Origin of the sequence: Escherichia sp. TW14182, assembly GCF_000208525.1 — a bacterium.
Lineage (GTDB): Bacteria > Pseudomonadota > Gammaproteobacteria > Enterobacterales > Enterobacteriaceae > Escherichia > Escherichia ruysiae.
This window is the reverse complement of the sequence record NZ_AEJZ01000374.1, coordinates 1-1,014: the sequence shown is the minus strand read 5'-3', so window position 1 is coordinate 1,014 and position 1,014 is coordinate 1. Positions and strand designations below refer to the sequence as shown.

The 1,014-nt window shown below is 54.0% G+C and carries 1 protein-coding gene; it reads right to left on the bottom strand.

The window, feature by feature from the left end; all coding sequences use genetic code 11:
- Nucleotides 1-111: 111 nt before the first annotated feature.
- Nucleotides 112-1,014 (bottom strand): gluconate:H+ symporter (locus tag EQY_RS0121980; RefSeq protein ID WP_000000121.1); only part of this gene is annotated, 903 nt, incomplete at its 5' end.

The following is a 1,014-nucleotide window of genomic DNA, read 5'->3' as shown; positions in this document are numbered from 1 at the left end:
TCTGTTCCCCTCACCCTAACCCTCTCCCCGGAGGGGCGAGGGGACTGTCTGGGCACATTTTTAGACTTTGTCATCAGTCAGAGCCTGCCATTGGCAGGCTCTGGTGTTCTTTTACGCTACCATGCTAATAATCAACACAATAATCAGCCCAACCACGGAGTTGACCAGTTCCAGCAGACCCCAGGTTTTTAACGTGTCTTTTACCGACAGGTCAAAATAACCCTTAAACAACCAGAAAGATGCATCGTTAATGTGGGTGAGGGTGTTGGAACCCGCAGCCGTCGCCAGCACCAGCAGCGCCGGATTCACGCCAACCAGTTGACCGGTTGCCGGATCAAGGATTGCAGCACTGATAATCCCGGCGGCAGTCATCGCCGAAACCACACCCTGACCGGTCGCCAGACGAATCAGTACGGTGATCAGCCACGCCATGATGTAGGGCGAGATATTGCCGTGGGACATCAACATGCCGATGGTGTCACCAATGCCGGTGTCGATGATGGTCTGCTTCAGCACGCCACCCGCACCGATGATCAGAATCACCATTGCAATACTCTTCACCGCGCTTTCAAAAGCGTTCATCACCCACTGCATATCGTGCCCGCGCGCGGTGCCAAAGAGTACGAACGCAACAACCATCGCAATAAACATTGCAATCGGCGAGGAACCGATAAAGTTAACCACTTCCCAGGCAGGGGTATCTTTTACCAGCCAGATATTGGCGATGGTGGTGGAGATCATAATGATCGCCGGGATCAGCGGCACCAGAATCGAAACGCCGAAAGAAGGCAGATTGTTCATATCTACCGGTTGATCTGCTTTCAGAAATGACGGCGTTGGGCGTTCCAGATTACCGAGGAACTTCGGCAGGATCAGGCCAGCGCAGATTACACTTGGGATCGTCACCAGTACGCCATAGATATAAACCATCCCCATATCCGCGCCATAAGCATTTACCAGCGCCACCGGACCCGGCTGCGGCGGGAACAGTGAATGTGCGGTGGTGGCAGCCGC